Here is a 26,741-nt window from a genome sequence, read left to right as displayed (position 1 = left end):
GCGCGATTGGGCACGCTGAGGGTGCCAAACGGTAGCATTCCGCTAACGTTGAGCGAAGGGAACGCGGTATTTCGTTAAAGCCTCGAGCTTTTCGAGGAGGCCGGGCAGTTCTGCGGGGGTCTCAATGCGATAGTCGGGCACCTCGGACGGATTGGCGGGCTCGTGTGTTCGGAGTGTCGACCAGGCCATGAAGATGGATGTGATCCCGAGCGCATTGGCGCCGCAAATGTCGCGCGAGAGATTATTGCCGACCATGACGGTGCGCCAGGTATCGTCACGGGTGAGACCAGCAGCGGCGAGCGCGGCATCGAACATGCGCGCGTCGGGTTTATGGACGCCGACATCCTCGGAGATGATGCGCGCGTCGAAAAGATCCCAGAGACCATGATGGGTCAGCATATTGACGAAGGTCTGGCGCGGTCCGTCAGCGACGAGGATCAGCTTGTGGCCGGCGGCCTTCAAACTATCCATCATCTCCTTGGCGCCGGGAATAAGATCGGCGCGGATGACGACTTCGCTATCTGGGAGTTTTTCCTCGGTGCGCTCGTCGATGAGCGTGTCGCCGCAATCGAGGAAGATGGCCTTGAACCGGCTCACGCCACCGCCCCGACAAGCGAGAGTTCTTCAGCGAAGTGGCAGCGGACTTGGCGGCCGCCGGCGACGGTGCGGAGGGCGGGGACTTCGGCGCTGCACTTGGCCTGGGCATAGGGGCAGCGGGGGTGGAAGCTGCAGCCAGAGGGTGGATTGGCAGCGTTGGCGATTTCACCCTTGAGCGGCACGCGTTTCCGGGTGCGATTGCCGCGCGGATCTGGCTGAGGGACCGCGGCCATGAGGGCTTCGGTATAGGGGTGGAGTGGTTTTGAGAACAATAGCTCGGTCGGCGCGACTTCCATCAGCCGGCCGAGATACATGACGCCGACGCGGTCAGCGATGTGTTCGACCATACCGAGATCATGGGTGATGAAGAGATAGGTGAGGCCGAACTGCTCCTGCAGATCCTGCAGAAGATTGATGTTCTGGGCGGCAACCGACACGTCGAGCGCCGAGACCGCTTCGTCGGCGGCGATGAAGCTCGGATTGAGTGCAAGTGCGCGGGCGATGCCGATGCGCTGACGCTGGCCACCGGAAAAGGCATGGGGGTAGCGATTGATGAATTCGGGGCGGAGGCCCACGACCTTCAAAAGCTCGGCGACGCTATCCTTGATTTCCCCGGCATTGCCGACGCCATGGATGACCATGGGCTCGCCGACCAGTTCGAGTAGGGTCATGCGCGGATTGAGCGAGGAATAGGGATCTTGGAAGATCATCTGCATCTCGGCGCGCAGCGGCCGCATTTCGCGGTCGGTGAGCTTTGAGAGATCGACGATCTCGTTATTAGCGCGGCGGAAGAGGATCTGGCCGTCGGTCAGGTCATAGGCGCGGAGCATGAGACGGGCAACGGTCGACTTGCCCGAACCGCTTTCGCCCACCAAGCCGAGGGTTTCGCCCTTCCTGATATCGAGCGAGACATCGTCGATCGCCTTGACGTCGCCGACATGTTTCTTGAGCCAGCCGGCCTGGATAGGAAAGTATTTTTTGAGGCCGCGGACCGAGAAAAGAACGTCATCGGGCAGGCTTGAATGGTCGAGCACAGGAAGCTCAGACATGGGCGGCCTCCGCGGCAACGAACTGATCGGCAAAGTGGCAACGCGACATTTGCGAGCCAAAGATTTTTTCAGGCGGCACCTGCGTATCGCAGATGCCCGCGACCGCGTGGGTGCAGCGCGGATTGAAGGCGCAGCCGGGCGGCACGCTGAACGGATCGGGTACCATGCCGGGAATGGTCGGCAGGCGACGACCCTGATCAACGCCGAGGCGCGGAATTGAGCGCAAGAGCGCCTGAGTATAGGGGTGCTTGGCCGCGTAGAAGATATCATCGACGGTGGCCGTCTCGACGATCTTGCCCAGATACATCACCGAAACACGATCGGCGATGTCGGCGACGACGCCGAAATTGTGGGTGATGAAGATGATCGCCATACCCATTTCGGACTGCAGTTCCTTAAGGAGCTCAAGGATCTGCGCTTCGGTGGTCACGTCGAGAGCGGTCGTCGGCTCGTCGGCGATTAAGAGGCTCGGATTGCAGGAAATGGCGAGCGCTATCATGGCGCGCTGGCGCATGCCGCCCGAGAGCTGATGCGGGAAGGCATCGACGAGCTGGTTGGGCCGCGGCATCTGCACCTTGGCCAGCAGTTCGATGGCCCGTTCACGCGCCGCCTTCCGATTGAGCCCCATATGGAGCTGGACCGTGCGCATGATCTGGGCGCCGATCGTGTGGACCGGCGAGAGCGCGGTCATCGGCTCTTGAAAGATCATGCCGATATGCTGACCACGGACCTGACGCATGGCGCGGCTATTGCGGCCGAGCGCTGAAAGCTCATAGGTCTCGCCATTGCGCGGGCGGAAAATGATGCGGCCCTCGGGCGCTGCGGCACGCTTGGGCAGGAGGCGCATGATGGCGCGGGCAGTGATCGACTTGCCCGAACCAGACTCGCCGACAATGCCGAGAACCTCGCCCTTGTTGACGTGATAGGAGACGCCGTTGACGGCCTTGACCAAGCCTTCGCGGAGGGGAAAGTGGACATGGACATCATCGAGTTCGAGCAGACGCTCGGGCGGCATGTTTTGATTGGTCATGGTCTTATTGCCCATAGGGGTCGGCCGCATCGCGCAGACCATCGCCGAGGAAATTGAAGGCGAGGACGGTGAGGACGACGGCGCCGCCTGGCGCAAGCAGCCAGGGCGCAAGGGAAATCGAGCGCAGGTTTTGTGCGTCTTGCAGCAGCACACCCCATGAGACGACCGGCGGGCGGAGGCCAAGGCCAAGGAAGCTCAGAGCCGTTTCCCCGAGGATCATTTCCGGGACGGCAAGGGTGAGCGCCGCGATGATATAGGAGGTCATCGAGGGCAGCATATGCTTGGTGATGATGCGATATTCGCTGGCCCCAGAAAGACGCGCAGCAAGCACATAATCCTCATTGCGGAGCGCGAGGAACTGGCCGCGCACCACGCGGGCGAGATAGGTCCAGCCGATCAGCGCCAGAATGAAGGTGATAAGCACATAGACGATGAGCGGATCCCAGACGACGGGAAGCGCGGCGGCAAGACCCATCCAGAGCGGAATGGTCGGGATGGAGCGGATAAGCTCCATGAGACGCTGAATGGCGCCATCGATCCAGCCACCAAAATAGCCTGAGATCGAGCCCAGCGTCAGGCCAAGAACGAAGGCGAAGGCCACGCCGACAAGACCGGCTGAGAGCGAGACACGCGCACCATGGATAAGACGCGAAAAGACATCGCGGCCGAGATCGTCGGTGCCCATGAGGTTGATCTGGTCGCGGCGGCCGCCTTCCACGCCGAAGAGATGGATATCGGTCTTGAAGAGGCCAAAGAAAGAATAATCGCTGCCGGCGACGAAAAGCCGGATCGGGAGCGGTTCGCTGGTGTCGGGCTCATAGCTGACACGCGTCGTTTCGGAATCGCGGGTACGCTCCATGGCATAAACGAATGGGCCGACGAACTGGCCTTCGTGGAAGAGATGGATGCCGGTCGGGGGCGCCATGGTGCGGAGGCGCTCGACCTTGAACGGCTCATAGGGCGCGACGAACTCGGCAAAGATCGCGCAGAAGGCGAGGATCAGCAGGAACCACAGCGAGATGACGGCGAGGATGTGCTTGGAGAAGCGACGCCAGATCAACTGCCAGGGTTTGGCGGAATAGAGATCCTCCTTCTTGGCATTGATCGGTTCGGCGGCAAGAGTTTGCTCTGTCATGGCCTGCTCCTCACGCGTAGCGGATGCGCGGATCGAACCACGCCAGGAGAATGTCGGAGATCAGCGTGCCGATGACGGTGAAGACGCTGAGGATGAGAATGAAGCTGCCGGCGAGATACATGTCCTGCATCTTGAGCGCCTGAAGGAGCAGCGGCCCGGTGGTGGGTAGGTTGAGAACGATGGCGGTGATGACATCGCCCGAAAAGAGCGCCGGCAGCGCCCAGCCGACCGTCGAAATGAAGGGGTTGAGCGCGACGCGCACCGGATAGCCCCAGACGACCTGACGCTCGGAGAGGCCCTGCGCATAGGCGGTCTCGACATAGGGCTTGCCCAGTTCATCGAGCATATTGGCGCGCATGACGCGGATGAGGCCGGCGGCGCCGCCTGTGCCGAGGACGACGAGCGGAATCCAGAGATGCTGCAGGAGATCGATCAGCTTGCCCCAGGACCAGGGCGCGTTCTGATATTGCGATGAAAAGAGCCCGCCGACATCGAGCTGCATATAGACAAAGGCGATCCACATCAGGATCAGCGCGAGGAGAAAATCCGGCGTGCCTTTGCCGAGGAAACCGAAGACGGTGAAGACATAATCGAGCACCGAATATTGGCGCGTGGCCGAATAGACGCCGACGGGAATGGCGATGAGCCAGGTGATGATGAGGCTGGCGGTCGAAAGCGCGAGGGTTATCGCGAGGCGATCCCAGATCAGGCTTGAAACCGGGGCATTCCAATCGAGCGAATAGCCGAAATCGCCACGGAAGATGATCGCCGTGATCCAGCGCCAATATTGGACGAGCATGGGATCGTTGAGGCCGAGGCGCTCGCGCATGGCGGCTTCCTGCACGGCCGAAATATATTCCCCGCCCTGGCGGAGCTGGGCGACATAGGCGGTGACGTAATCACCCGGCGGCAGCTGGATGATGACGAAGGAAATGAACGAGATGAAGAGCAGCATCGGGATCGCCAGAAGCAACCGCCGAAGAATAAAGGCGACCATGACCTGTCTCCGGGAGCGAACGCCGATCCGGTGGGGCGGGATCGCGCGCTCTCACTTTTAGTTGGTGCATCGCGGCGCCGAACGGGGGCCGGCCAAATCAAGGCGATGCGGGCAGTCTTTTCCGCTTGGGGAAAGAGCGCCGGCCGCGTCGGGAGGAAGCGCGGCCGGCACGGGGGGTCTTAGTCCTGCTCGAGCCAGTATTGCTGCGTGCGGGAGAGACCGACTTCGCGGAAGATGTCGTCCATGATCAGGTCCGGCTGCACATTGTGCATCTTGTTGGACACGACATTGACCGTGGTGCCTTCGCCATGGACGCCGATGACATAGCCGTTTTCGACGAAGGTGCGGATCAGCTCGTTCATCGAGGTATCGGCTTCTTCGACGCTCGGGGCGCTCGAGGCCTTGTCCCAGAGGTCGTAGATCTTCTGGAAATCGCTGCCTTCGGGCGGCGCAATGCCGCTTTCGCCCTCGGTGCTGTACCAGACATAGGACTGGTTGGCGTAGCTTTCCGAACCCATCATGATGCGCGGATCGGCCGGGACATAGGTCAGACGATCGAAGACGATATATTGCATATCGAAATCGTTGTTCGTCCGGTTGTTGTCGAGCTGCGTGCGATCGATGACGCGCGGCAGGATCTCGACGCCGATCTCGGCATAGCTTTCCGCGATCAATTCGAGCTGCTTGGCAAGAGCCGCGTCGCCACCCTGGACGACAATGCTGAAGCGCTTGCCATCGGGGCGGAGGCGGAAGCCTTCGGCATCGCGCTGGTCGAGCCCGGCTTCATCGAGCAACTGATCGGCGAGGTCCGGATCGTATTCGGTCCAGTGGTTCTGAAGGTCTTCCTGATAATAGGGCGAGCCATTGACCGGCGCGGCCTGGATCGGCTTGGCAAGACCGGACTGAGTCAATTCGATGATGAGCTCGCGATCAAGACCGACCGAGAGCGCCTGGCGGACGCGCTTGTCGGCATAGATTTCGTGGAGCACTTCGTCGGTGGTGTTGAGGTTCGGGACCAGCGACCAGACGCCTGAACCCAGCCAGGGGACGAGGTGGTAATTCCCGCGCTCTTCGTTTTCCTTGTAGAAATCGTAGGGCTCGGACATGCCGCGGTCCTGGGCGTCGATCTGACCCTGGGCCACCATGAGCGCGAGGCTCTGCGGATCCTGGTAGAGGCGGTGATTGATGCGGTCGATATAGGGGAGCTGGTTGCCCTCCTGATCAACGGCCCAATAATAGGGGTTGCGGACCATGGTGACGTTTTCGGCCGGGGCCGGCGTCTCGATCTTCCAGGCGGTCAGGACCGGCAGGTCAGGATTGGCCCACCAGGCGGTGGCGCTGCCCTTGGAGCCCCAGAGGTCGGTCCAGCTTGCAACGCCGAATTTGGTGGCGGCGGCAGCAAGCTCTTCTTCGCTCGCATATTTGTCGTTGAACTGGCTGAGATAGTGCTTCGGGAACATGAAGCTCGGGCGATCAAGGCTCGGCTCGCCGGTCGAATCCTTGGCGAGGATCTGGAGGAAATAGACGTAGGGCTGGGCGAATTTGACCGTGAAGGTGCGCTCGTCCTTGATCTCGACTTCCAGCGGCTTGCCGCCGGGCGAGAAGGTTGGGTCGATCGTGCCGATGATCTTGGGATTGAGGAAGACGTCCTCATACCAGAATTTCACGTCTTCGGTGGTCGCCGGCTCGCCATCGGACCACTTGAGGCCATCAAGGAGCGTGAAGGTGAATTCGGTGGAATCCTCGTTGACCGAATAGCTCTCGATATAGCCGTTGGTCAGTTGCGCCGTGCCATCGGGACCGGCAGCCCACTTGAGAACGCGCTCTTCCATGAGCTTGGTCGGGCCCCAGCGATCGCCCGGACCGCTATAGGCACGATGCCAGGTGCCACCAAACTGGCCGACTTCAAGAGCGTTGACGACGGTCGGCGTCTTCGGGAGGCGCTCGTCGACGGGCGGCAGACTGCCGGCCTCGACCATCTCCGTCAGCATCGGTGATTCCTGGAAGGCCCAGGCCGCGCTGCTCATGGCCGTTGCGGACAGAGCCACAAGCGCAATACGAGCGATCCATGTCTTTGACTTCATCATTCTCCCCTCCATCAGCCGGGCCTCTCCATGGCGCCGGATGTGAATCAACATCAAACTCAAGCGTAATGAAAAATTTTCATTACCTACGCTTGGGCCGTTCCCTAGTCGTCCACCGTATGCATAAATCTCTTGTCTAAACGGCGGATTTCATGCTGTTACGATGACACTCTATGCTTCGCAAATTGATCCATGCAATATGAAAAAAATTGCATGACTGCTTTCGGAGCTGAATTTTCCGGGGCAGCAGGTGAACCTGTCGGAGGGCTGAATGGAAGAAGCGACGCAAAATCAGCGCCTTAATGACGATGCGATGACACCGCGCCGCGTGCCCCTCTCAGCGCGAAAAAATTCACAAGCTGGTTACTTACGGCTCCTCGCCGAAGCCATGATGCTTGGCGAACCGCTGCAGCGGCCTGCCCTGGCGCAGAGGATCGGCCTCTCACGCCTCGCCGTTTCCGAACTGCTCGCGACCCTCGAAACGCGGGGTCTGGTCGAGGTCAAAGGCGCACTTGGCGGCACGCCTGGACGGTCTCAGCTCTCCTACGCTCTGCGCACCGATGCTGCCTTGAATGTCGGTTTCGATGTGGGAGGCACCAAGGTTGCCGGGGCGATCGCCGATCTCCGGGGCGTCATCCTCGCAGAATTGACCGAGCCCACCATCCGGACCGGGCTCGCCGGTCTTGTCGGGCAGTTGTCTTCCATGGTCGACGCTCTCTGCGAAAAGGCGCAAGTGCCACGCTATCGCTTGCGGGCGGCAGGGATTGGCGTTCCTGCAGCCGTGCAGCCGGACACAAATGTGCTGAGCCTTGCCGATAACCTTCCGGGCCTTGAGGACGGGGATTTTCCGGCCGCCTTGCGTGAGGCCTTCGGCGTCGATGTCTTGATCGACAATGACGTCAATCTCGCGCTTCTTGCGGAAGTCGGGCATGGCAGCGCAAGGGATCGGGGCAATGTCGCCTTCATCGCCCTCGGCACCGGCATTGGCGGCGCACTCGTCATCAACGGCAAGCTGTTGCGCGGTGCGCATGGCGGCGCCGGCGAAATGGGCTATATGCCGCTTTGGACCATCGAGAACCGCGGCGTGCCGGGGCTTGAGGAACGGGTGGGCGAAGCCGGTATCAGGCGTTTCTACAAAGCGGCAGGCGGCGATGCCAGCCATGTCGTTCGCGATATCTTCGAGATGGCGGCAGCAGGCAATGGCCCTGCCCTCTCGACGCTCGACACCACGGCCGAACATGTCGCGCGAGCAGCATTGACCGTTCTGGCGCTGATCGATCCCGACGTGATCGTACTTGGTGGGAGTATCGGCTCACGGCCCGAACTGATCGAGCGGGTCAGGACACGCGTCGAAGAAGCCTGGATGCGGCCAATCGAGATCGTGCGCAGCCAAAGCGGTGGCCGCGCGGGGCTACTGGGCGCCGTGGAATTTTCCAATCAGCATATGCTCGAGCAGATGTTCGGCTCCCATCCGCGCGCCTGACAGCTTCTCGTTTCTTTGGCATTGGTCTATCCTCATCTGGTCGCATATGCGCTGAGGAGGATTTCGCATGGCCGATGTTCGCCCACCGACGGGTGTCACGCCCTATATCAATGTCGACGGCGCCAAACGCGCGCTCGAATTTTACGAAAAAGCCTTTGCCGGCGAGGTGAAGCAGACGATGCCGGCCGAAGGCAGCGACCGGTTGATGCATGCCGAGATCGCCATCAACGGCACCTCGATCTACCTCTCGGATTTCTTTCCCGATTATGGCTTTCCGCCCGTGCCGCCGCAGGCGTTCAACCTTCACATTCATGTCGAGGACGCGCAGGCCTGGTGGGACCGAGCCGTCGGCGCGGGATGCCTCGTCGTGCAGCCGCTCAAGAAGGAGTTCTGGGGCGATATCTACGGCCAGCTCCGCGATCCGTTTGGCGTGACCTGGGCGATCGGACAGTCCGAAACACACTGAACCACGCCACAAAAAGAAATCCCCGCTTTCGCGGGGATTGCTTGAGAGGCTGAGTGAGTCGCTATGCGCTCAATAGGCCGTCTTTGAGTAAAGACGGACCATGTTCTTGGCAGATCCCGGAGGCTGCCAATAGATACGGGCGACGAGGTCGCGAATACGGCCACTGCGGACCAGATCCATTCCGAAGGCGCTTTTTGCAGCAGCCTCAGGGGTTGAAGCATCGACGACATGTTCGGCCTGGACCGTTTCGCCTCGAGCATCGACAACGCGGTATTGCATGAATTCTTCCCCCGACACACAAAGCGCCCAGGTGACGACGAGTCGCCAGGGCCTTTGGGCCGATGACCAATCTGATCAGTCATCGTCTATGAGAGGTTAACGGGCTTGATCACTTCTGGTTCCCGCGCCGGGTGTGCCCTACGGAAAATGCGCTAGGGGAATATCCCAAGTTAACGGGAAATATACCGTGACGATGAGATTCTCGGGCCGTGCGCCTCACGTCTTGGTGAGTATTCGAGGCGCCGAGGAGGAGTCGTGCGTCTCAATTCCCTGCCCATCCGCGTATCCCTGTTCGCGGGTGTCGTTATCGCCCTCGTTTTCTGTGTCGGCATGAGTTTCCTCGTGCAGCATATCGGCACCTCAGTGGAACAGCAGACGACGGCGCTGCAGGCAGAAACGACACGCTCGCTCTCCGAGAAGGTTTCCCGCGATCTCGTTCTGGCGGAACAGACCGCCGTCGATATTGCGACGACGACAGCCGCAATGAAAACCGCAGGCATCACCGACCGCGCCGCCTATGACGGTGTGCTGCAGGCAATGCTCGCGGCCAATCCGGAACTGCTCGCCACCTGGTCGGCCTGGCAGCCGCAGGCGCTCGATGGCCGCGATGCCGAGTTTGCGGGGCAAGCCCCATGGGACGTGACGGGCCGTTTCGTGCCCTATTGGCAGCGCGGCAGCGGCACCATCGTTCAGGAAATGCTGACCGGCTATGACACACCCGGCGCTGGCGACTATGCCTTGCTGCCAAAATCGCTCGATCGCGCCGTCGCCATCGAACCCTATCCCTATGTGGTGGGCGGCCAGGAAATCCTGATCACCTCCTTTGGTGTGCCGATCAAGGTCGGTGGCGCCTATGTCGGCACCGCCGGCATCGATCTCTCGCTCGGATCGATCAATGCCGAACTCTCGCAAATGCGGCCCTTCGATACCGGCAATGTGGCGCTGGTCTCGGCAACTGGCATCGTCGTGGCACATCCCGACGCAAGCCTCGTGGGCAAGACATTGCCCGCCGACAATCCGCTGGCGCAACTCGTGCAAAAATCTCTCGCCAGCACCGACTATGTCGAAACCGAAGCAGCCGGAACCGATGGCGCCCCCTGGCGCTATATGGCGGTGAGCTTTGCCGCAGGGGGAACGCAGGACCGCTGGAGCGTCGTCTCGCTCGTACCGCAGGCGACGCTGAGCGCGGCCGTATCGGAAGCGCGCTGGGCCATCATTGGGCTCTCGGCCCTTTGCATCATTGCCGCCATCGCCATCGTCTTCGTCTTGATGCTGCGCCTTGTCGGCCGGCCGCTCGGCAAGCTCGGCGCAACCGTCGAGACCATGGCCAAGGGCAATTATGATCTCACCGTGCCGTATATGACGCGCAAGGACGAGATCGGCACCCTGTCTCGCTCGGTCGATGTGTTCCGCGACAATGGTCTTAAGGTCGCGGCAATGACCGAAGCCGAAGCTGTGCGCGTCATCCGCGATCGTGACGAGCGCGCCAAGATGATGGCCGAGCTGCAATCGGCTTTCGGCAATGTCGTCGATGCCGCCATTGCGGGCGATTTCTCGCGCCGGGTGAATTCCGAATTCCCCGATGCCGAGCTCAATGCGCTGGCGCATGGCGTCAACACGCTGGTCGAAACCGTCGATGCCGGGCTCGATGAAACCGGCAGGGTTCTGGCGGCACTGGCCAATACCGACCTGACGCAGCGTATCCAGGGCAATTACAGCGGTGCATTTGCAAAACTCAAGAACGACACCAATGCGGTCGCCGATCGTCTGACCGATGTCGTCGGGCAATTGCGCGGCACGTCGCGCTCGCTGCGCACCGCAACGGCCGAAATCCTCTCGGGCGCCAACGATCTCAGCGACCGCACCACCAAGCAGGCGGCAACGATCGAACAAACTTCGGCCGCCATGGAGCAATTGGCCCGCACCGTCATCGACAATGCGAGCCAGGCAGAAACCGCTTCAAAGAAGGCCGAGGACGTCTCGCGCTCGGCCGAAGAAGGCGGCAGCTTGATGAATGATGCGAATAGCGCCATGGACCGGATCACCCAGTCTTCGGCCAAGATCTCCAACATCATCGGCATGATCGACGACATTGCCTTCCAGACCAATCTCCTGGCGCTCAACGCTTCTGTCGAAGCAGCGCGCGCCGGCGAAGCGGGCAAGGGCTTTGCTGTGGTCGCCGTCGAAGTGCGGCGTCTGGCGCAGAGCGCGGCGCAGGCATCGTCCGACGTCAAGCAATTGATCGAGCAGAGCACGGTCGAGGTTTCGGCCGGCTCGCGGCTCGTCGCCAATGCGGCTGATCGGCTCGTCTCCATGCTTGAAGCGGTGCGCGAGAACAGCGCGCTCCTCAACGCCATTGCCCGCGGCAGCCGCGAACAGGCTTCCGCCATCGAGGAAGTGTCGACGGCCGTGCGGCAGATGGACGAAATGACCCAGCACAATGCCGCGCTCGTTGAAGAGATCAACGCCTCGATCGAACAGACCGAAGCGCAGGCCAGCGAACTTGATCATGTGGTCGACGTCTTCCGCATTAGCCATGTCGAGCAGCGCGCCCCGGAGCGCGCTCCGGCCCGGCCTGCGGCCAAGGCGTCGACAGCGGCAAAATATCAGGTGCAGGGCAATGCCGCGCTCGCGCAGGACTGGTCGGAGTTCTAGGACCTCCACTGCACACCAAAATTGACAGGGGCCAGCCGCGGGTTGGCCCCTTTCTTTTTGTGCGACGGGCCGCCCATTAAAAATATGCAATGTTCCGCTTTGGGCATGCCCAAATCTGTTGCCATGCGTTGTAGGCTCAACGGCGGCGGGGGTGCCGCCGGCGACACGGGAGCATGCAATGCAAATCGCTATGGTGGGGCTGGGGCGCATGGGCGCCAATATGGTGCGGCGGCTGATCAAGGCCGGGCACGAATGCGTCGTCTTCGACGTCAGCCCGGACAATGTCGCAGCGCTGGTGAAAGAAGGCGCGGTTGGCGCCAGCTCCATGGAAGAGATGATCGGCAAGCTCCAGGCGCCGCGCGCGGTCTGGCTGATGCTGCCGGCTGCGATCACCGGCAAGATCGCCCGCGAAGTGGCGGGGCATTTGCAGCCGGGCGACACCATCATCGATGGCGGCAATTCCTATTATCGCGATGCGGTGGATCTGGCGCGCGAGTTTGCGGCGCAGAATATCAGCTTTGTCGACGTCGGCACGAGCGGCGGGGTCTGGGGCCTCGAGCGCGGCTATTGCCTGATGATCGGCGGGCCGAAGGAAAGTTTTGACCGGCTCGAGCCGATCTTTGCTTCGCTCGCGCCGGGCAAGGATGGCAATGGGGCCGAGGCCGGGTCGGGCGACACGGCGCCGCTCGGCTATCTCCATTGCGGGGCGAGCGGCGCGGGGCACTTCGTCAAGATGGTGCACAATGGCATCGAATATGGGCTGATGGCGGCCTATGCCGAGGGGCTCAATATCCTGAAGGCTGCCGATGCGGGAAGCGAAGCGCGGGCGGCGGATGCCGAGACGGCGCCGCTCCATGATCCGCAATATTATCAGTTCGATATCGATGTCGGCGGGGTGGCCGAAGTCTGGCGGCATGCGAGCGTCATCAGTTCGTGGTTGCTTGACCTGACGGCATCGACGCTGAAGACAGATCCGGAATTGACCAATTTTGGCGGCAAGGTTTCCGATTCTGGAGAAGGCCGCTGGACGCTGAGGGCGGCGGTCGAGACCGGGGTGCCCGCGCCGGTTCTGTCCTCGGCGCTCTTTGGTCGCTTTGCCTCGCGCGATGCCGACGAATATTCCAACAAGCTGATCTCGGCCATGCGCTACGCCTTTGGCGGCCACAGCGAAAAGCACTGAGGGGGGCAATATGCGCAGGACTTCCTCGGATGCGCTCGTCGTTTTCGGCGTGACGGGCGATCTCGCCCACAAGATGATCCTGCCCTCGCTCTACCAGATGGTGCGGCGGGGGCATCTCGATAAGCCGGTGGTCGGGGTGGCGCTCGACGATTGGACAGAGGAGCAGTTGTCGGAGCGGGCACGCGATGCCGTGACCAAGCAATTCGGCACGGTGGACGAGGCGGTGTTCGGCAAGCTGATGGGCCTGATGCATTATGTATCGGGCGACTACAAACAGGCCGCGACCTTCGAAAAGCTGCGCGCCGCGCTAGGGACGCACAAGCATCCGCTCTATTATCTGGCCATCCCACCATCGCTGTTCGGCACCGTGGCTGATGGGCTAGAGGCGGCGGCGATCGCCAAGGGGGCGCGGCTGATGGTGGAAAAACCATTCGGCCGGGACCTTGCCACGGCGCAGGCGCTCAACGCGACGCTGCACAAGGTGTTCGAGGAAGATGCGGTGTTTCGCATCGACCATTTCCTCGGCAAGGAGGCGATCCAGAACCTTCTCTATATACGCTTCGCCAATGCGTTCATCGAGCCGATCTGGAACCGCAATTATGTCGAGAGTGTCCAGGTCACGATGGCCGAAGATTTCGGCATCAAGGGCCGCGGCAAATTCTATGACGAGGTCGGGGCCATTCGCGACGTTGTGCAGAACCACCTGCTCAATGTCCTGCTGCTGCTCGCCGTCGAGCCGCCGGTCAATGGCGAATCCGATGATCTCAGCGACGAGAAGGTGCAGGTTTTGAAGGCCATTCGGCCGCTGACGAAAGAGGACGTGGTTCGCGGGCAGTTCGAGGGCTATCTCGACGAGCCGGGCGTCGCGCCGAAATCCGCGCGCGAAACATTCGCGGCGCTGCGCTTTGCCGTCGATACCTGGCGTTGGGAAGGCGTGCCCTTCTATATCCGCGCGGGCAAGGAACTGCCGGTCAAGGTGACCGAGGTGATCGTGCGCTTCCGAAGGCCGCCGATTGCTGTTTTCGATGGTTTTCCCAAGGATCAGGCAAACTATGTCCGCTTCCGGCTTGGGCCGGAGGTGGTGACGGGGATCGGCGTGCGGCGCAAGAAAGCGGGCGGGGATATGGTCGGCGAGGCGGTGGAACTGACCGCGCTCGATGATACGACCGACGACATGATGCCCTATGAGAGGCTGATCGGGGACGCCATGGCGGGCAAACGTCAGCTTTTTACGCGGCAGGATGCGGCAGAGCTGGCGTGGCGGATTTTCGACCCCATCCTCGACGATCCCGAGGCACCGGCGCGCTACAAGCCGCGCACCTGGGGACCGAAGGCCGCGATGAAGGGGTTTGAACCGCCCGGCGGCTGGGTGGATCCGGAGGCTTGATCATGGCAGATAAAAAGGTTCTTGCCGTCGATATCGGCGGCTCGCACGTCAAGATCATGGCTAATACTGGGGGCCAGGTGCGCAAGGTCGCCTCGGGTCCGACGATGAATGCCGAGACCATGGCGACGGATTTGCAGACGCTGTGGGAAGGGCTCGACTTCGACGTCATCGCCATGGGCTATCCCGGCCCCGTGGTGCACAACAAGATCCTGGCCGAGCCGCATAATCTCGCGCCTGGCTGGGTCGGGTTCGACTTCGAAAAGCGCTTCGGCAAGCCGGTGCGGATCATCAATGATGCGCTGATGCAGGCGATCGGCAGCTATGACGGCGGGCGAATGCTGTTTTTGGGGCTCGGCACCGGGCTTGGGGCGGCGATGCTGGTCGAGCACGTGGCTCAACCGATGGAACTGGCGCACCTGCCCTACAAGAAGGGCCGCACCTATGAGGATTATCTCGGCGAAGCGAGCCTTGAACAGCGCGGGCGCAAGAAGTGGAAGCACCATGTGTTTGAGGCGGTCGAAACTCTGACGGCGGCGCTGCAACCGGACTATGTGGTGATCGGCGGCGGCAATGTGGATGCGCTCGATGACCTGCCGCCCAAGGCAAGGCGGGGGGATAATGCCAATGCGTTCAAGGGCGGGTTCGCGCTTTGGACGGATGAGAAGCTGGTGGTTTGAGGGGATCAAGCGACCGGCGTCGGCCCAACCACTGGCTGTTACCCCGGCAAGGGCCGGGGCCTATCCTGAGATCTCAAGATGAATCCCGGCTCAAGGCCGGGATGACACGGTGCTTGGGATGACTCCGAGGGAACGCCTCAATCCACCGCCAATCCGATCGAAAAATCCTTGTCCTTCCACTCCCCGTCACCATTGCGGAAAGTGAAGTCCAAAGTCTTGTGACCTTCGAGGTCGGCAGCGGTGAACAGGACGCAATGCATGCCGAGGCCGTTGAGGACTGAGGCTTTGTCCCTGGCATTTTCCCAACCGTTTAGGCCGAAATGCAGGATAAAAGGGTCGCAGGCTTCGATGGAGATGGCTTTGCCTTTGGCGATGGCTGCGAAGGGGCTCGACTCCCGCCAATGCCAGGTCGCGGCCGTGGGCCGTTTGCCGGCATAGCGGGAGGCGATGACGTCGAAGAGTTCAGCCGGGCGGCCGGTAGTCTGCGTCGCCAAGAGTTTTAAAAGTTCGCCATGGGCCCAGACGAGGGGCATGGCGCTGCCGGAGGGTTCGCCGGGGACGAGGCCGTGTTCGGGCATGGGCTCGCCGTCCCAGACCTGTTCGGGAATGAGACCGCCCTTCCCCACCATGCGCAGCATGGAATTGAGATAGGGCATGGGGTCTTCGCCACCGAGGGCCGCATAGTGTCCGCGCTCGCCGGCGAGCAGTGGCCAAGGGCGGCCGACGCCAAGGCCGTCGAAGGGCGTGCCGTCTTCGTGTTCGCCATAGCCATCGCCATTGTAGCGATAATAAGCGACGCCGGTGGGGAGTTCGGCGCGCAGTTTGGCGTCGATCAGCTTGACCGTATCGACGATGCGCCGATCTTCAGCCGCGCGGAGGCCGGTGCGGACAAGGTACAGAAATTCGAGGCCGATGAGATCGCCGGCCGGGGTCTCGCCATTTTGGACATTGCGGCGGCTGATGATGCCGTCGATGCCGCCATCGACCGCGCGGGGTCCGAGGCGGATGTAATAGCCTGGGAGATCGAGACCGGCGCAGAGATGGCCATTGACCGAATAGGTCCAGTCCTCGATGCGCTCGTTCCAGCTATCGGCGAGGGAGAGGATATAGTCGCGGTCTTCGCCTGTGAAATAATCGGCTGAGACGACGAGCGCGACGATCAGCATGGCGAGGGTAAAGGGACTGGCGCCGGCGTTTTCTTCCCAACGGTCCTGATCGCTCATCGGGCCATTGCGGACGATGAAGCGGATGGCGCTGCGCACCATGGCTTCTTCGGGTGGCGAATTGGTGAGGTGGCCGACAGCGCGCAGTTTTGCGGCGAGCATGACCGGGAGTGCGACCTCGTCCATCTGCTTGCCGCTCCAATAGCCGCGGCCGTCCGGAAAATAGTTTTGCGCCCAACTGCCATCGTCGGCCTGAGTGCCGATGAGATAATCGAGCGTGCGGCCCGCGTCCTCGTAGAGGCCGACAGTAATGAGGGCGAAGGCGGCTTCGACTGTGTCCCGCGTCCAGACCAGGTGATAGCCGCCGGCGTCGTCGTGGCTCGAGCCCCAGGGGACGGAGAGGCTTGCGACCATGGCGCCGGCATAGGTGCGGTCTTCATGGCATTTGATGACCATGGCCGAACGGCGCGCGGCTTCTTCGAGTTCAGGCGCAGCATAGGGGATGCGGAGGTGCTGGGCCCAATCCTCCCAGCTTTTCATGAAAATATCGCGGCTTTCGTCGTAGGAGTCCGCCAGGCTTGATCGGGCGAGCGTGCGCGCGCCTTCCGGCGTTTCGGAAAAGCCGAGCGCGAGGACGCCATTGTCCGAGGCGAGTTCGCCCACGAGAGCGACATTGCCGCCTTTGGCCTCGGAAAAGGTCCAGGTCATGCCGCCATTGGCAGAAAAATCCTGCCAGCCATCGGAGGTGCCGACAAAGCCGGCGCTGGTGCGGAGAAAACCGCCGTCGGCGCGGAGACAAAGGGCCGTGGCATTGTGGCTGGCCGAAAGATCTTTGCCGGCCACGGCATCGTTCTCGCGCGCACCGTCGAGATGGGGCGCAAGGAGTACATAGAGCCGCGCATCTTCGCCCGAAAGGGCATAGCGGATGAGGAGGCAATCGCGCAGCGGGTGCGGCAGGACTTCGAGTTCGAGCCGGTAATGTTCGCCCTCATGAACGACGGTCGGCAGCGGAATATAGGGCTTTGGGAGCGAAAAGAGATAGGTGTCGGCGCGCTTGAGTTCAGTCCAGCCGCCCTTGTGCGCGATGATGAAACCGAGATCGCGGATTTGGGGGCGGCCTGTCGAGGGCCAATAGACCTCGTTGACGATGCCATGACCGAGGGTCGCCCAGATGCGGCTCGCTCCCAGCCCCGTCGTGATCATGTCCTTGTCGCTGGAAGACCATGTGGGATCAAGACCCGGCGCGCCGGGCGGAACATGTTCGGTCATTTTCACTATTCGACGCTGAAGACTATTCAGCAGAGAAGATGCCGCAGGATGGCGCTTGGTTCCAGCGCCATCCCGCACAGACGCGCGATTACCAGCGCGGCTTATTGTCGGTGAGGCCGCCGGCGCAGGCCTTGTCGATGGCGGCGAGCTCTTCGGCGGTGAAATCGAGATTGCTGAGCGCGCCGATATTATCGTCGAGCTGTTCGAGCGTGCGCACGCCGATCAGGGCAGAGGTGACTTCGGGGCGGCGCAGCACCCAGGCCAGCGCCAGTTGCGGCAGGGTCTGACCGCGTGAACGGGCGATTTCGGCCATGCCATCGACGGCCGCGAGCGTCTCGGGCTTGATCTTGGCGGCATCGAGGAAGGGATTGTTGGAAGTGCCGCGCGAGCCTTTGGTGTCGCCTCTATTATATTTGCCCGAAAGCACACCCTGGGCGAGCGGGGAAAAGGCGATGATGCCAATGCCGAGTTCACCGCAGGCATCTATGGTGCGATCGGTTTCGATCCAGCGATTGAGGGCGGAATAGCTCGGCTGATGGAGGATCGGCTTGACGCCCAATTCGCCAAGGAGGCGATGGGCTTCGCGCGTCTCGGCTTCGGGATAATTGGAAATGCCGACATAGAGCGCCTTGCCCTGTTGGACGAGGGTTGCCAGCGCGCCCATGGTTTCATCGAGCGGCGTATTGGGATCGTAACGGTGGGAATAGAAGACGTCGACATAGTCGAGGCCCAAGCGTTTGAGGCTCTGCTCGCAGGAGGCGATGAGACTCTTGCGGCTGCCCCATTCGCCATAGGGGCCTTCCCACATGTGGTAGCCGGCCTTTGAGGAGACGATGATTTCGTCGCGATAGGGCTTGAAATCGCGCGCCATGACCTTGCCGAACAGCTCTTCGGCCGAGCCCGGAGGGGGGCCGTAATTGTTGGCGAGATCGAAATGGGTAATGCCGGCATCGAAAGCGCGGCCAAGAATGGCGAAGGCGCCGGGATAATCGCGGGTGCCCCCAAAGTTCTGCCAGAGCCCGAGGCTGATGGCGGGCAGTTTGAGGCCGGAGCGGCCGGCGCGGCGATAGACCATGTCTTCGTAGCGCGCAGGGGAAGCCTGATAGGTCATGAAAACATCCTCCTCGAAATCACTGGCGCCTTTGTAAGGGAGGAATGCGGCGGCGTCAGCTTCGATGGAAAGATTGAGGGGTGGATTGGTAAGGCTACCGCCTAGCGCCGGACGCCCAAGCGGCTCATTTTTTCGCTGAGGGTGCGGCGGGGGACTTGCAGGGCCTCGGCGGCGGCGGCGATGGAATCGTTGTGGCGGGAGAGTTCGGTTTCGATCAGGTGTTTTTCATAGGCGGCGACGCGATCGGCGAGACCACCGGCGGCTTCGGGCATATCGTGATCGGCGGGGCCGATGATGGCGGCGAGGGAGCGGCCAGTCGCGTCGAGGCCAATGGCAAAGCGCTCGGCGGCGGCTTTCAATTCGCGGACATTGCCTGGCCAGTCATAGCGGCGGATGGCGTCAAGATCGGCGGGATGAAGGCTCGGTGCGGGGCGGCCGAAGCGCTTGGCGGCTTCGCCGAGGAAATGGTGGAACAGCAGGACGCAATCCTCGCCGCGGGCGCGGAGCGGCGGCAGAGTGATGGTCGCGAGGTTGAGCCGATAATAGAGATCGGCGCGGAAGCGGCCGGCCTCGCTCTCGGCACCGAGATCGACCTTCGAGGCAGCGATGATCCGCACATCGAGCGGAATCTGCCGATTGGAGCCGACGCGCTCGACGACCCGCTCCTGAATGACGCGCAGGACTTTGGCCTGGGCGAGGAGCGGCATGGATTCGATCTCGTCGAGGAGCAGCGTACCGCCATTGGCATATTCGAATTTGCCGACGCGCTGGCTTCCTGCGCCGGTAAAGGCGCCGGCCTCGTGGCCGAAGAGCTCGCTTTCAATGAGTTCGGAGGGGATAGCGGCGCAATTAACGGCGACGAAGGGGGCTTTGGCGCGCGGGGAAAAATCGTGAAGGCAGCGGGCGACGACTTCCTTGCCGGTGCCGGTTTCGCCGAGAATGATCACATCGGCCGGGATATGGGCCAGTTCGCGCACCGTGTGGCGGAGGCGCTCGGCGGCGTCGGAACTGCCGACGAGGCGGAGGGCGAGTTCGGATTCCCCGCCATCGAGCCGGCGCTTCAAATCAGCGATTTCGCGCTTGAGCAGAGCTTGTTCGGCGGCGCGCTTTAGGCTCGTGACCAGTTCGTCGGGCACATAGGGCTTTTGGATGAAATCAAAGGCGCCCTGGCGCATGGCTTCGACGGCCATGGGCACGTCGCCATGGCCGGTGATCAGGATCACCTCGGCCGGCACCATGCGCTCGCGGACCTTTTTGAGGAGATCGAGGCCGGAAAGGCCGGGCATGCGTACGTCGCTGAGGATGACGTGGGGTTTGATCTCGTCGAGCCGAGCGAGCGCGGAGCTGGCATCGGTCGCGACATGGGTCGCAAAGCCTGAAAGGCGGAGCCATTGTTCGAGGGCGGTGCGGATCATTTCCTCATCATCGATGATGAGCACGCTTTGGTCAGACAATCTGTTCTCTTTCGGCTGTGACCACGATTGGGAGGGTCAGCGTGAAGCAGGCGCCATGGCCGGGCGGGCTTTCGACGGCCAGCGTGCCGCCCATATCGCGCACGAGGCCATAGGAGATGGAGAGGCCGAGGCCCAAGCCTTCCCCTGGTCCCTTGGTGGAATAGAAGGGGTCGAAAATGCTGGTCAGCGCTTCGGGCGCAATGCCGGTGCCGGTATCGCTGACGGCGAAGCGCGCGCGGCCGTCGGCTCCGGTGTGGGCGGCAATCGAGAGGACGCGGATGCTCTGGCCGGCCATGGCGTCGGCGGCATTGGTGAAGAGGTTGATGAGCACCTGTTCGATATGGACGGGATTGCCGGCGATGCGGATCGGCTCACGCGGGCGGCGGTATTCGACCTCGATGCCGAGGGCGCGAAGCTTGTGGTCGACGAGATCGAGCGCATTGGCGACGACCGCGGCGGCATCCGCCTCCATCGGCGCGGCACTTTGCTTGCGGGCAAAGGTCTTGAGGTGGCCGGTGAGCGCAGCGAGGCGATCGACGATGCGGTCGATATGGCCGAGCACGCTGGTAATGTCCTTATCCTGGCGGCGCGCGGCGAGGAGCTTGGCGCTGGCAAGGTGGGTGGTGAGCGCCGCCACTGGCTGGCTGACTTCGTGGGCGACGCCGGCAAGGGCCTGGCCGAGGCTCGCGAGTTTGGCGGCTTGCACGAGATGGCCCTGCACCGCGCGTTCGGCGGCTTCGGCGCGGATGCGGTCGGCGATTTCGGCGCGGAGGGCTTCGTTGGTGACATAGAGATCTTCGGTGCGCTCGGCGACGCGCAGTTCGAGCTTTTCGTGATCGGCGAGGCGCTGGGCGAGCATCCGGCGGCGCTGGAGGAGGAGTGCGGCGATGAGGCAAAGCGCGGCCACGGCGAGCGCGGCGGCGAGGGCGGCGATCCAAGCATCGCGGAAGAGCGGCCAGGCGGGCGTGAAGGAAATGATGCGCCACTGATGGACCGGCAGGCGCATCTCATCGACGATGAAGATGCCGCTCGTATCGGTATCTTCATCAGCGATATAGGCAAAGTTAACCCCGCGCGAGGGCCAGATATCGACGGCAACCGGCTGGTTGCTGGCGCCTTGCGCGCCATAGCGCAATTGCGGGGCGATCATCGCATAGCTGCTGGCTGGGAGCGGCGAGATCGGGCGATAGCGCCAATCGGGGCGGGTCGAGAGGATGGTGATATTGTTGATATCGACGATGCCGATCAATTCGCCCGAGCGCCACCAATTGGCTTCGATCTCGCCGAGATTGATCTTGGTGACGGCAACACCGAGGGGTCCGTTTTCGCCATCGATGCGGCGGGCGAGGAAATAGCCGGCAACGCCAGTGACCGTGCCGACGGCGTAGAATTTGGCATCGCCATCGAACATGGCTTCTTCGAAATAGGGGCGGTAAGCGAGGTTTTCGCCCACAAAGCTGTCATAGGCCCACCAATTGGATGCGGCGACGACATGACCATCGGCGGCCATGACGAAAAGCTCCCCTGCCCCGGCCGTGTCATTGAGGCGGGAGAGGAAAGCGTTGGCGGCTTCCCGTCTCTCGGTATTTTGCGGCTCGGCGAGAACGTCGCGGACTTCGGCGGCCAGCGCGATGCTCGAGGGGAGATAATGGAAGCGCTCGATGATGGCTTCGAGGGTACGATCAAAGAGCGCGAGGCGCCGATCTGCCTGATCGCCGGCATTGCGGAGGCCAGCCGAGAGCGTCCACTCGAACGCGACCCAGCCTGTGCCGCGGATAGCGAGCGCCGCCAAGGCGAAAGCGAGCAGCGTACGCCGCGAGCGAATTCCGCGATGGACCAGACGATTGGCCACGGCCTCCGTTGGCAAGAATTTGCCACCCTTCTCCGTAAGTTCTGGCAAGTTTATGCCACATTGGCCAGTACGAATTGCGCAAAACGCAGGTCTGGCTTGCATTTTTGAGTTGGCATACGGTTTGCAACAGGAATTGCGAGACCGGCGGAGGAGCCGGCTACAGATCACTTCCGGGAGGAAACCAATGAAGAAGACTTTTGCCGTCGCCACACTGATCGCCTTTGCCCTGTCCGGCACGGCCTTTGCGCAGGACTATCCGACCAAGCCGATTACCGTCGTCGTGCCCTTCTCGGCTGGCGGCCCGACCGACACCGTGGCGCGCCTCGTTGCTGAAGCCATGAGCCAGGACCTCGGCCAGCAGGTCGTGGTGCAGAACGTCGGTGGCGCAGGTGGCACGCTGGGCGCTGGCCAAGTCGCCACCGCAGCGAATGACGGCTATACGCTCCTGCTCCACCATATCGGCATGTCGACCGCTCCGACGCTCTACCGCAGCCTGCCCTATGATCCGCTGACCGATTTCGCGACTATCGGCCTCATCACCTCGGTGCCGATGACGCTCGTGGCGCGCAAGGATTTCGAACCCAATACGCTCGAAGAACTGCTGACCTATATCAAGGCGAACGGCGAGAACGTCACCTATGCCCATGCCGGTATCGGTTCGGCCAGTCAGCTTTGCGGCATGCTGTTGATGGAACAGACCGAAACGATCATGACCACCGTGCCCTATCAGGGTGCTGGCCCGGCCATGACCGACATTATCGGTGGGCAGATCGACATGATCTGCGACCAGACGACCAACACAACGAGCCAGATCCAGGCCGGTGAAGTCAAAGCCTATGCCGTGACCTCGCCCGAACGTCTCGACAACCTGCCCGATCTGCCGACCACCAAGGAAGCGGGGCTCGATCTCGAAATTGGCGTGTGGCATGGCCTTTATGCGCCGGCCGGCACGGACCCGGCGATCATCGAACGCCTCGACGCGGCGCTGCAGAAGGCCTTGGCCAATGAAACCGTCATTGCCCGCTTTGCCGAACTCGGGACGAAGCCGGTAACAGCGGAAGAAGCGACCCCGGCTGCCCTGACCGAAACTCTGACCAGCCAGATCGAACTCTGGCGCGGCGTTATCGAAGCCGCCGGCGTCTACGCCGAGTAAGGTCTCTAAGAACGGCGGCTGCAAGCACCCCCTCCCAACCTCCCCCGTCAATGGGGAGGTGTCGATCGAGTGTTTGGCGCGATCCCATTCCCATAGCCGAAACGGCACCCTCCCCCCTGCGGGGAGGGTTGGGGAGGGGGGCGAATGCCACGATGCAGTATCTTCGCGGACAAAGCTGCGAAGTTCACCCAGAAAGATAAATTGGGGAGGCGGCCATGCTGGCCAAGTTTTCACTTCGCGAATTGCTCGCGGGCGGCATTTTCGTGCTCGCCGGAGCCTATTTCGCGCTCGAAGCGCTCAACTATGAAGTGGGCACGGCCTTTCGCATGGGCCCAGGCTTCATGCCGCTCTTCCTTGGTGCGGTGCTCGCAGCTTTAGGGATCGGCGTTGCCGCCAGCGGCTGGCAGAAACCGGACAAAGAAAAGCCCTTGCCGCCATCCTGGCGCGGCATTGCGCTGATCATCGGCGTCGTCATCTTCTTTGGCGCGACAATTCGCGGACTCGGCTTCGTGCCCGTCGTCTTTATCGGCTCGTTCGGTTCGGCCATGGCCAGCCGGCTCAATTCGCCGCTCTTTGCCGCGCTATTGGCGGCCGGGCTCACCGTTCTCTGCACCGCCATCTTCGTCATCGGCCTCGGCATGACCGTGCCGTGGTTCGGGCCCTGGCTCGGTCAATAGGAGCGATCAATGGATATCATCGGCTATCTCGGCCTCGGTTTTTCCGTCGCCCTCGACCCCATCAACATTCTCTACTGCTTCGTCGGCGTGTTGCTCGGCACTCTGGTCGGCGTGTTGCCCGGCATCGGACCGACGGCCACCATCGCCATGCTGCTGCCGATCACCTTCTCCCTCTCGCCGGCCGCCGCGCTGATCATGCTCGCCGGCATCTATTACGGCGCGCAATATGGTGGCTCGACCACAGCGATCCTCATCAACTTGCCCGGTGAAAGCTCATCGGCGGTGACGGCGATCGATGGCTATCAGATGGCCAAGAAAGGCCGCGCCGGGCATGCGCTGGCGACGGCTGCGCTGGGCTCGTTCTTTGCCGGCACCGTCGGCACCCTGCTTTTGGCCTTCTTCGCCCCGCCCCTTGCGCGAGCGGCGCTCAATTTCGGGGCACCGGAATATTTTGCGCTCATCGTCCTCGGGCTGCTCGTCTCCATTGCCTTGGCGCATGGCTCGATCCTCAAGGCCCTGGCGATGATTGTGCTCGGTCTCCTTCTCGGCATGGTGGGCCAGGACATCTATACCGGCACGCCGCGCTTCACGCTGGGCATCCGCGAACTTTATTCCGGCCTCAACTTCGTATCGGTCGCTGTCGGTATCTTTGGCGTCGCCGAAATCCTCCGCAATCTCGAAAACGAGAAGGGCCGCGATGTCATGGTCAAGTCCGTCAAGGGACTGTGGCTGGGCAAGGAAGAGTTCAAGCGCATCATCGCCCCGGTGATCCGCGGCACGGCGCTCGGCTCCATCCTCGGCATCTTGCCGGGCGGCGGACATATCCTCGCGTCCTTCGCTTCCTATTCGGCGGAAAAGCGTCTCTCGAAGCACCCCGAGGAATTCGGCCATGGCGCCATCGAAGGCGTGGCGGGCCCGGAATCCGCGAACAACGCTGCGGCACAGACCTCGTTCATTCCGCTGATGACCCTCGGCATTCCGGCCCATCCGGTCATGGCGCTGATGGTTGGTGCGTTCATCCTGCAGGGCATCACGCCCGGCCCCAACGTGATCAACGATCAGCCGGCGCTCTTCTGGGGCATCATCGCCTCTATGTGGATTGGCAACCTCTTGCTGGTGCTTCTCAACCTGCCGCTAATCGGGCTTTGGGTGAAGATGCTCTCCATTCCCTATCGCGCGCTGTTCCCGGCCATCGTGCTCTTTGCCTGCATCGGCTGCTATTCGATCAACCAGAACATCTTTGACGTCTTCGCCATCGGCTTCTTCGGCATCCTTGGCTATGTGCTGATCCGCCTTGGTTGCGAACCGGCGCCGCTGCTCCTCGGCTTCGTCCTCGGACCGCTGCTCGAAGAACACCTGCGCCGCGCCATGATTATCTCGCGCGGTGACCCGATGGTGTTTTTGGAACGCCCGATCTCGGCAACGCTGCTGGGCCTGGCGCTGCTCGCGGTGATCATTGCTGTGCTTCCCTCGATCAGGAAGAAGCGCAAGGAAGTGTTTGTCGAAGAGGACTGAGTGGGTTTTGCGAGATTTTGGATGGGCGTCACGCGAGTGGCGCCCATTTTTGTTTGGGGGGGCCATGCGCTCCGGAGCCATTGGATTCTGGAAGCTCACCCAAGAGCCGCCTTTCCCTCGGGCTTGACCCGAGGGCCAGTGCGGGAGCCACAGGCATTGATGGGTGGGCAGGAGGCCCTCGGGTCAGGCCCGAGGGAAGAACGGTGCGTTGGGGAATACGTCCAAGGTGACAACCTGCACAGTGATCTGCGTGCAGGGAGTATCGATCGGGACCGTATAGGGTAATCAGGCGGGCAGCGCCTAATTCACCGCCGCGGCCCAGACGCGGTTGCGGCCGGCGTTTTTGGCGGTGTAGAGCGCGTCGTCGGCGCGGCGCAGGATGTCGTCAAAACTCTCGGCATCGCTGACCACGGCGACGCCGACGCTGACTGTGCCGCGGAAACCACCGCTGGCGCCCTGGAGGATTTCGTGGGCAAAGCCGGAGCGGATGGCTTCGGCCGCTTCCATGGCCTGCGTGACACCGGCCTCTGGCATGACCAGAAGAAATTCTTCCCCACCCATGCGCACCGCATAGGTGTCGCGGGTCTGCTGCTTGCGCATCACCTGGGCAAAGCGGCGGAGCGCTTCGTCGCCGGCGGCGTGGCCATGCTTGTCATTGATCGACTTGAAATGATCGAGATCGAAAATCAGCGCCGCGGTGTTGGTCTGCAGCTTGGCCTTGCCAAAGAGATCGAAAATGGCACGGCGATTGAGGAGCCCGGTCAGCGCATCGGTATTGGCTTCGGCCTGATGGTGCCGCGCGACGCGCGCTTGATTGGCAGCAAGAGACATGGCGCCAATGCCGGTAAGACCGATGAGGCCGACGATGGAATTGACGTCCTCGGCCCAGCCGCTCGGCGGCGCCGTCAGCACCAAGGGGCCCTTCACATAGATCATGACCGCGCAAGGAATGAAGGACAGCGAGGTGATGGAATAAAGACTCGAAATGCCGGTGACCCAGATCGGCGCCTCGGCACGGCCTTCCCAGAATTTCCAGGCTGTCGCCGCGAGGAGGATGCAATTGACGATATTGCCGATCATAGCCCCGAGCGCATCGAGGCCGAAAAGGAAAGGCAGGGTTATGGCCGAGACGATCGAGATGCCCACGGCCGCGACGCGCTGGCTTGGCAGGCGCCGTTCGGTGAAGAGACAGGCGGCGGCAAAGAAGATCACGAAGCCGCCGCTCAGCGTCATATTGGACATCCAGAGGAGGATGTAGATGCTGGTGACGGCGTATATCGAAAAGCCGGCAAAGGCGGTTACGAGGACACCGGCGCCGACGGCCCAGATGAGGATGAATTTTTCGGTGCGTGAGGCGAGCCAGGTGACGAAAAGCGTCGCCGACAACGCGAGGGCGGCAAAACCGAGCGCAAGCAGCAGGGATGTCTGGTCAACAAACATAACTGCTTTCTCTAACTTGCCCCACCCAAGTTTGATGGCCGAAGCGCAAGCAAACCCTGCGCTTCTTCTGCAAGCCTTGGTGGCTGCG

21 protein-coding genes are annotated in these 26,741 nt (G+C 62.0%); 9 read left to right on the top strand and 12 right to left on the bottom strand.

The annotated features are described in order from the left end of the window. Positions 1-42 precede the first annotated feature (42 nt). The 6 genes from DevBK_RS16860 to DevBK_RS16835 form a co-directional block, all read right to left on the bottom strand. Positions 43-597, bottom strand: a complete 555-nt coding sequence (locus tag DevBK_RS16860) for an HAD family hydrolase (protein ID WP_317186275.1) — start codon at positions 595-597, stop codon at positions 43-45. Continuing rightward, positions 594-1,646, bottom strand: a complete 1,053-nt coding sequence (locus DevBK_RS16855) for an oligopeptide/dipeptide ABC transporter ATP-binding protein (RefSeq protein WP_317186274.1) — start codon at positions 1,644-1,646, stop codon at positions 594-596. Before DevBK_RS16855 ends, DevBK_RS16860 begins: the two co-directional genes overlap by 4 nt. Then, a complete protein-coding gene (locus DevBK_RS16850) occupies positions 1,639-2,676 on the bottom strand; it encodes an ABC transporter ATP-binding protein (protein ID WP_317186273.1) in 1,038 nt (345 codons plus the stop codon). Before DevBK_RS16850 ends, DevBK_RS16855 begins: the two co-directional genes overlap by 8 nt. 4 nt (positions 2,677-2,680) lie before the next feature. Then, positions 2,681-3,811 carry an ABC transporter permease gene (locus tag DevBK_RS16845; protein ID WP_317186272.1) on the bottom strand — a complete coding sequence of 377 codons (1,131 nt, stop codon included), beginning with the start codon at positions 3,809-3,811 and terminating at the stop codon, positions 2,681-2,683. A gap of 10 nt (positions 3,812-3,821) precedes the next feature. Beyond that, a complete protein-coding gene (locus DevBK_RS16840; RefSeq protein ID WP_061909350.1) occupies positions 3,822-4,808 on the bottom strand; it encodes an ABC transporter permease in 987 nt (328 codons plus the stop codon). Between the two features lie 179 nt (positions 4,809-4,987). Continuing rightward, positions 4,988-6,895 carry an ABC transporter substrate-binding protein gene (locus DevBK_RS16835; RefSeq protein ID WP_317186271.1) on the bottom strand — a complete coding sequence of 636 codons (1,908 nt, stop codon included), beginning with the start codon at positions 6,893-6,895 and terminating at the stop codon, positions 4,988-4,990. Between the two features lie 268 nt (positions 6,896-7,163). Here DevBK_RS16835 and DevBK_RS16830 point away from each other — a divergent pair, with 268 nt between their 5' ends. Both DevBK_RS16830 and DevBK_RS16825 read left to right on the top strand, forming a co-directional pair. Next, positions 7,164-8,375 carry an ROK family transcriptional regulator gene (locus tag DevBK_RS16830; RefSeq protein WP_317186270.1) on the top strand — a complete coding sequence of 404 codons (1,212 nt, stop codon included), beginning with the start codon at positions 7,164-7,166 and terminating at the stop codon, positions 8,373-8,375. 67 nt (positions 8,376-8,442) lie between these two features. Next, positions 8,443-8,841, top strand: a complete 399-nt coding sequence (locus tag DevBK_RS16825; protein ID WP_061909355.1) for a VOC family protein — start codon at positions 8,443-8,445, stop codon at positions 8,839-8,841. Between the two features lie 69 nt (positions 8,842-8,910). On the opposite strand, the gene DevBK_RS16820 is transcribed toward DevBK_RS16825, so the two are convergent. After that, positions 8,911-9,120, bottom strand: coding sequence for a hypothetical protein (locus DevBK_RS16820; RefSeq protein WP_062629969.1), 210 nt, complete (start codon positions 9,118-9,120; stop codon positions 8,911-8,913). A gap of 255 nt (positions 9,121-9,375) precedes the next feature. Between DevBK_RS16820 and DevBK_RS16815 the strand changes: the two genes are divergently transcribed. From DevBK_RS16815 to DevBK_RS16800, 4 genes are all read left to right on the top strand, one after another. Further along, positions 9,376-11,775 (top strand): methyl-accepting chemotaxis protein, encoded by a 2,400-nt coding sequence (locus DevBK_RS16815; protein WP_317186269.1) that lies wholly within the window; start codon positions 9,376-9,378, stop codon positions 11,773-11,775. A gap of 178 nt (positions 11,776-11,953) precedes the next feature. Further along, complete coding sequence (gene gnd, locus DevBK_RS16810) at positions 11,954-12,955, top strand: phosphogluconate dehydrogenase (NAD(+)-dependent, decarboxylating) (protein WP_317186268.1); 1,002 nt, start codon at positions 11,954-11,956, stop codon at positions 12,953-12,955. Between the two features lie 10 nt (positions 12,956-12,965). Continuing rightward, positions 12,966-14,342, top strand: coding sequence for a glucose-6-phosphate dehydrogenase (gene zwf, locus DevBK_RS16805; protein ID WP_317186267.1), 1,377 nt, complete (start codon positions 12,966-12,968; stop codon positions 14,340-14,342). A 2-nt stretch (positions 14,343-14,344) separates the two neighbouring features. Continuing rightward, positions 14,345-15,019: an ROK family protein gene (locus DevBK_RS16800; protein ID WP_062630023.1), complete on the top strand. Its 675-nt coding sequence runs from the start codon at positions 14,345-14,347 to the stop codon at positions 15,017-15,019. A gap of 137 nt (positions 15,020-15,156) precedes the next feature. On the opposite strand, the gene DevBK_RS16795 is transcribed toward DevBK_RS16800, so the two are convergent. The 4 genes from DevBK_RS16795 to DevBK_RS16780 all read right to left on the bottom strand — a co-directional run bounded on the left by DevBK_RS16795 (position 15,157) and on the right by DevBK_RS16780 (position 21,868). After that, positions 15,157-17,451, bottom strand: a complete 2,295-nt coding sequence (locus tag DevBK_RS16795) for a glycoside hydrolase family 15 protein (protein ID WP_317186266.1) — start codon at positions 17,449-17,451, stop codon at positions 15,157-15,159. Between the two features lie 88 nt (positions 17,452-17,539). Beyond that, positions 17,540-18,562: an aldo/keto reductase gene (locus DevBK_RS16790; protein WP_317186265.1), complete on the bottom strand. Its 1,023-nt coding sequence runs from the start codon at positions 18,560-18,562 to the stop codon at positions 17,540-17,542. 101 nt (positions 18,563-18,663) lie between these two features. Then, the gene (locus DevBK_RS16785; RefSeq protein WP_317186264.1) at positions 18,664-20,016 is read right to left on the bottom strand and encodes a sigma-54 dependent transcriptional regulator; all 1,353 of its coding nucleotides are present in this window, start codon (positions 20,014-20,016) and stop codon (positions 18,664-18,666) included. Beyond that, the gene (locus DevBK_RS16780; protein ID WP_317186263.1) at positions 20,009-21,868 is read right to left on the bottom strand and encodes an ATP-binding protein; all 1,860 of its coding nucleotides are present in this window, start codon (positions 21,866-21,868) and stop codon (positions 20,009-20,011) included. The genes DevBK_RS16785 and DevBK_RS16780 overlap by 8 nt, the downstream gene beginning before the upstream one ends. Positions 21,869-22,052: 184 nt before the next feature. Between DevBK_RS16780 and DevBK_RS16775 the strand changes: the two genes are divergently transcribed. The 3 genes from DevBK_RS16775 (at position 22,053) to DevBK_RS16765 (ending at position 25,213) form a co-directional block, all read left to right on the top strand. Then, entirely contained in the window at positions 22,053-23,021 is a 969-nt protein-coding gene (locus DevBK_RS16775) for a tripartite tricarboxylate transporter substrate-binding protein (protein ID WP_061909374.1), read from the top strand. Between the two features lie 215 nt (positions 23,022-23,236). Further along, positions 23,237-23,698 (top strand): tripartite tricarboxylate transporter TctB family protein, encoded by a 462-nt coding sequence (locus DevBK_RS16770; RefSeq protein WP_061909376.1) that lies wholly within the window; start codon positions 23,237-23,239, stop codon positions 23,696-23,698. Positions 23,699-23,707: 9 nt separating this feature from the next. Beyond that, positions 23,708-25,213: a tripartite tricarboxylate transporter permease gene (locus DevBK_RS16765; protein ID WP_317186262.1), complete on the top strand. Its 1,506-nt coding sequence runs from the start codon at positions 23,708-23,710 to the stop codon at positions 25,211-25,213. 300 nt (positions 25,214-25,513) lie between these two features. Here DevBK_RS16765 and DevBK_RS16760 read toward each other — a convergent pair whose 3' ends face one another. After that, positions 25,514-26,653 carry a GGDEF domain-containing protein gene (locus DevBK_RS16760; protein ID WP_317186261.1) on the bottom strand — a complete coding sequence of 380 codons (1,140 nt, stop codon included), beginning with the start codon at positions 26,651-26,653 and terminating at the stop codon, positions 25,514-25,516. Positions 26,654-26,741: the final 88 nt, after the last annotated feature.

The sequence above is a fragment of the Devosia sp. BK genome (assembly GCF_032907385.1).
GTDB lineage: Bacteria > Pseudomonadota > Alphaproteobacteria > Rhizobiales > Devosiaceae > Devosia.
The sequence above is the reverse complement of the archived record's forward strand: the minus strand, read 5'-3'. Positions and strand labels throughout refer to the sequence as shown.

Excerpts from the sequence above, each read along its gene's own strand:
- DevBK_RS16855 (WP_317186274.1), bottom strand. The coding sequence starts at position 1,646 with ATGTCTGAGCTTCCTGTGCTCGACCATTCAAGCCTGCCCGATGACGTT.
- DevBK_RS16850 (WP_317186273.1), bottom strand. The coding sequence starts at position 2,676 with ATGACCAATCAAAACATGCCGCCCGAGCGTCTGCTCGAACTCGATGAT.
- DevBK_RS16845 (WP_317186272.1), bottom strand. The coding sequence starts at position 3,811 with ATGACAGAGCAAACTCTTGCCGCCGAACCGATCAATGCCAAGAAGGAG.
- DevBK_RS16840 (WP_061909350.1), bottom strand. The coding sequence starts at position 4,808 with ATGGTCGCCTTTATTCTTCGGCGGTTGCTTCTGGCGATCCCGATGCTG.
- DevBK_RS16835 (WP_317186271.1), bottom strand. The coding sequence starts at position 6,895 with ATGATGAAGTCAAAGACATGGATCGCTCGTATTGCGCTTGTGGCTCTG.
- DevBK_RS16830 (WP_317186270.1), top strand. The coding sequence starts at position 7,164 with ATGGAAGAAGCGACGCAAAATCAGCGCCTTAATGACGATGCGATGACA.
- DevBK_RS16825 (WP_061909355.1), top strand. The coding sequence starts at position 8,443 with ATGGCCGATGTTCGCCCACCGACGGGTGTCACGCCCTATATCAATGTC.
- DevBK_RS16820 (WP_062629969.1), bottom strand. The coding sequence starts at position 9,120 with ATGCAATACCGCGTTGTCGATGCTCGAGGCGAAACGGTCCAGGCCGAA.
- gnd (WP_317186268.1), top strand. The coding sequence starts at position 11,954 with ATGCAAATCGCTATGGTGGGGCTGGGGCGCATGGGCGCCAATATGGTG.
- zwf (WP_317186267.1), top strand. The coding sequence starts at position 12,966 with ATGCGCAGGACTTCCTCGGATGCGCTCGTCGTTTTCGGCGTGACGGGC.
- DevBK_RS16800 (WP_062630023.1), top strand. The coding sequence starts at position 14,345 with ATGGCAGATAAAAAGGTTCTTGCCGTCGATATCGGCGGCTCGCACGTC.
- DevBK_RS16795 (WP_317186266.1), bottom strand. The coding sequence starts at position 17,451 with ATGACCGAACATGTTCCGCCCGGCGCGCCGGGTCTTGATCCCACATGG.
- DevBK_RS16790 (WP_317186265.1), bottom strand. The coding sequence starts at position 18,562 with ATGACCTATCAGGCTTCCCCTGCGCGCTACGAAGACATGGTCTATCGC.
- DevBK_RS16775 (WP_061909374.1), top strand. The coding sequence starts at position 22,053 with ATGAAGAAGACTTTTGCCGTCGCCACACTGATCGCCTTTGCCCTGTCC.
- DevBK_RS16770 (WP_061909376.1), top strand. The coding sequence starts at position 23,237 with ATGCTGGCCAAGTTTTCACTTCGCGAATTGCTCGCGGGCGGCATTTTC.
- DevBK_RS16765 (WP_317186262.1), top strand. The coding sequence starts at position 23,708 with ATGGATATCATCGGCTATCTCGGCCTCGGTTTTTCCGTCGCCCTCGAC.
- DevBK_RS16760 (WP_317186261.1), bottom strand. The coding sequence starts at position 26,653 with ATGTTTGTTGACCAGACATCCCTGCTGCTTGCGCTCGGTTTTGCCGCC.